Origin of the sequence: Nonomuraea sp. KM88, assembly GCF_052245635.1 — a bacterium.
In the GTDB taxonomy this organism is placed as follows: Bacteria; Actinomycetota; Actinomycetes; order Streptosporangiales; family Streptosporangiaceae; genus Nonomuraea.
Genome location: NZ_JBQQCC010000051.1, coordinates 1 through 3983 on the forward strand (window position 1 = coordinate 1; position 3983 = coordinate 3983).

At 66.7% G+C, this 3983-nt stretch carries 3 protein-coding genes; all 3 read left to right on the top strand.

Annotated features, from left to right (window positions below):
* Positions 1-121 precede the first annotated feature (121 nt).
* Genes ACTWPV_RS49480 through ACTWPV_RS49490 form a run of 3 tightly spaced genes read left to right on the top strand, consistent with a single transcriptional unit; the run spans position 122 to position 3886 of the window.
* Entirely contained in the window at positions 122-1225 is a 1104-nt protein-coding gene (locus ACTWPV_RS49480) for a site-specific integrase (protein WP_443157193.1), read from the top strand.
* On the top strand, positions 1222-3471 hold the full coding sequence (locus ACTWPV_RS49485; RefSeq protein WP_443157194.1) for a tyrosine-type recombinase/integrase: 2250 nt from the start codon (positions 1222-1224) through the stop codon (positions 3469-3471). The genes ACTWPV_RS49480 and ACTWPV_RS49485 overlap by 4 nt, the downstream gene beginning before the upstream one ends.
* Positions 3461-3886: a DUF6262 family protein gene (locus tag ACTWPV_RS49490; protein ID WP_443157195.1), complete on the top strand. Its 426-nt coding sequence runs from the start codon at positions 3461-3463 to the stop codon at positions 3884-3886. Before ACTWPV_RS49485 ends, ACTWPV_RS49490 begins: the two co-directional genes overlap by 11 nt.
* The last annotated feature ends 97 nt before the right edge of the window (positions 3887-3983 follow it).

Genomic DNA, 3983 nt, shown 5'->3' on the forward strand with positions numbered 1-3983 from the left:
GTTATCTTGAGCGCTCCTCAATGTGTCTGTCATGTCCAGCATGGTCGAGTGAGAGCCGGTTCCGGGTGTCGTGGATGTGGTTATCTACCGCCGTCCACAACACAGAGGGGCTGGAGGAGCGGTGCTGGTGCAACGGGTGGTCTTACCCGCGTCGGGGCGGGAGTCGTGGACCGTACTTGGAGACGACGACGTGCCGGTCGCCCCGATCGAGAGCTATCTGGCCTTTCTCAGCGACATCGAGCGGTCGCCGAACACCGTCAAGGCGTATGCGCATGATCTGAAGGACTGGTTTGTCTTTCTCCAGGTACGCGCCCTGGACTGGCGCGAAGTGCGACTGGAGGACGTGGGCGAGTTCGTTGCCTGGCTACGACTCCCGCCAGAGGGCCGAACGGGTCAGGTCGCGGTGCTGCCCTCGGTGCGAGCGCAGCGCACCGAAGCGACGATTAACCGCAAGTTGTCGGCGCTGTCGGCGTTCTACCAGCATGCCGCCCGCGGTGGCGTGGATCTGGGCGACCTGCTGGTGTCCTGGCAACCCGGACGACGCAGCTCATGGAAGCCGTTCCTGCACCACATCAGCAAGTCAATGCCCGCTCCCCGTCGCGCCATATCGTTGAAGGCCGAGCGAAAGCTGCCCCGGGTACTGACCGTTTGCGAGGTGCAGCAGATCCTCGATGCCTGCGACCGCCTGCGGGATCGGCTGCTGTTCGCCCTGCTCTACGACACTGGGATGCGCATCGGCGAGGCGCTCGGACTACGTCATGAGGACATCGCCGCGGCCGCCAAGACGGTGACCATCCGCCCCCGATTGAACGCCAACGGCGCGCGCACCAAGTCGGCCACCGGGCGAACGATCCCGATCAGTGCCGAACTCGTGCGACTGCTGGCGGATTACCTGCATGACGAGTACGGCGACCTGGACTCCGACTACGTCTTCGTCAATCTCTGGAGCCACCCGCGCGGACAAGCACTCACCTACGCCGCCGTCTACGATCTGGTACGGCGGCTTCGCCGACGCACCGGCATCGACTTCGACCCGCACTGGTGGCGGCATACATATGCGACCCGGCTGCTGCGCGATGGGGTCCCCGTCGAGGTGGTCAGCACCTTGCTCGGGCACGCCTCGGTGGCCACCACGCTCACCGTTTATGGGCATCTGAGCGTGGAAGATGCCCGCCGCATCCTGGAGGATGCCGGTTGGTTCACCGGCCGGGAGGTGGCTTGGTGACCATCGTCCCTCACCGTCGCCCGGTCCCCAACAGCCTTCGGGGTCGTCTGCTGGCGATGGTGCGTCCCGAGTTCCGCCGCGAGGTGCTGGTCTTCGACGCCGAGGACCCGGTCTTCGGCACCGGCGCGTGCCGCGTGGCGGGCTGCCGCCGCCATATCCGTGGCCATGGCCTCTGCGCGGGACACCACCTGCGTTGGAAGAAGGCCGGCCGACCCGACCTCGAGCAGTTCGCCGCCGCCACCGATCCGCGCTGGATGCTCCAGCGCCCCAATCTGGCCTGCGCCTTTCCCGGCTGCAACTACGGCACCGCCCGCCAAGGTCTATGTCAGCTCCATGCCCTGCGGTGGGAACGGGCCGGGCGCCCCGACCGGGAGGGCTGGCTGGCCATCCCGCAGGACTTTCCCCGCCCGCCGGAAGGCGCATCGTGCCTGATTGCGCACTGCACCTTGTGGCCGGCGACCAACTTCGTGTTCTGCCGCTCCCACGCCAACACCTGGAAGGTGAACGGACGCCCCGACCAGGAGGTGTTCGCCACGCGGTTCTCCACCGTCGACATCCCCGCCGACCAGGTCATCAACCTGACCGAGCTGAGGGAGCAACTGCGGCTGGAGATGCAGTACGCGTTGCAGTGCCGGGCCGATGAGCGCACCTCCAAGACGCCGCCGACCGTGGTGATGCAGGTGGTCCGCTTCCTGGCCACGGTCGGCGAGTCCTCGCTGCTGCAGGCCAGCGAAACCGAGTGGCGCGGCCGGATCGGCCGCCCAGCGCCGAAGGACTCCAATCCCCGGGCCTTGCTGGCCTACGCTCACCGGGTCGTGTCCGATCTGGTCGACGGCGGTGGCTGGGAAACCGAATTTGATCGTGACCAGTGGCAGCTTCGCCGGCTGGGCCTGTCCGACGGCAACCGCACCTTGTGCTTCGGGGAGATCCCCCAGCCGCAGTTCAAGCTGCTCGCCAAGCGGTGGGCCCGCTGGCGGCTGACCTGCGGCCTGTCCTACGAGGCCGTCCGCCGCGCCGTCGCCGCTCTCACCCGCTTCGCGACCTTCCTCCACCGGCACACCCATATCCAGGTCCTAACCCAGCTCGACCGCGCCGTCCTGGAGCGCTACCTGGCCGACCTGCACACCCACTACGTCGATAACCCGCAGCGGCAGGGCAGCCACATTGGCTTGCTCGGCAGCTTCTTCCACGCCGTGCGCCAGCATCAGTGGGACACCGGCCTGCCCACGAGCGTCGTGTTCTTCCCCGAGGACTACCCCAAGCGCAGGGAGCGGCTTCCCCGGGCCTTGGCCGAACACGTCATGGCCCAGGTCGAACACCCCGACAACCTGGCCCGGTTCGGCGATGACGCCTACCGGCTGGTCACCCTCCTGCTGATCCGCTGCGGATTACGGGTGAGCGACGCCCTCAAACTCGCCTTCGACTGCCTGGTCAGCGATGCTGATGGCGCTCCCTACCTGCGCTATGTCAACCACAAGATGAAGCGTGAGGCGCTGGTCCCCGTCGATGAGCAACTTGTCGCGCTCGTCGGGGAGCAGCAACAGCACGTCCGCAGGCGCTGGCCGACCGACTGCCACCTGCTGTTCCCCCGGCCCACCAAGAACGTCGACGGCCGGTTGCCGCTGTCGTCCTCCACTTACCGCCTGGCCCTCTACCGCTGGCTCCAGCACTGTCAGGTCCGCGACGAGCACGGCCAGAGCGTGCACTTCACTCCGCACCAATGGCGCCACACCCTGGGCACCCGAATGATCAACAGAGACGTTCCGCAGGAAGTCGTCCGCCGTATTCTCGACCACGACTCGCCCCAGATGACCGCCCACTACGCGCGCCTGCACGACACCACCATCCGGGACCACTGGGAGAAAGCACGAAAAGTCGACATCCACGGCCAGAGAGTTCGCCTCGACCCCGGCGGGCCGCTGGCCGAGGCCGCCTGGGCCAAGCATCGCCTCTCTCGCGCCACACAGGCTCTGCCCAACGGCTACTGCCAGCTGCCCGTCCAGCAAAGCTGCCCGCACGCGAACGCCTGCCTGACCTGCCCGATGTTCCTCACCACCCCCGATTTTCTCGACCAGCACCACCGTCACCGGACCGATGTCCTGCAGATCATCTCCGCCGCCGAAGCCCGTGGCCAGCAGCGGCTCGTCGAGATGAACCGTCAGGTCCTCACCAACCTCGACACCATCATCGCCGGCCTCGCCGCCCCCGAAGATCCCTCCTGCGAAGGCGCCACCCATGTCAGCTGACAACCTCCATCACCTGGTGCTCGCCGCGCGACGCCGTCATGAGCTGACCCGCGCCAAGGCCATCCAGGCCCTGCGCGAACTCGAGGTCGCAGTGACCCCGGTCACCTTCGACAGCGTGGCCCGCCATGGCCAGATCTCCCGCTCATGGCTCTACACCCAGCCCGACCTGCGCGCCGAGATCCAACGACTTCGGGACACAACCCGCCGACGCTCCGACACCCCTTCCATCCCCGCCCGTCAGCGCGCCTCCGACGACTCTCTCAGACGACGGCTGGAGATCGCCTATCAGCGCAACCGCGAACTCGCCGAGGAGAACAAGCGCCTGCGGCGACAACTTGCCCGCGCTCTCGGCGACCAACGCGTCCAGCAATCGCCTGCGGGACATCGCGATACAGCAACGATCGACCCGCGCTGATCGCTGGCACAGCACCCTGCAGGACCACGTCAATGACACTGTCCGAAACATAATCCAGCAGGTCAGCATCATGATCAAAGCGAGCGCTCAAGATAAC

Bases quoted from the DNA above. Each gene is read 5' to 3' on its own strand.
- ACTWPV_RS49490 (WP_443157195.1), top strand. From the start codon at position 3,461: ATGTCAGCTGACAACCTCCATCACCTGGTGCTCGCCGCGCGACGCCGT.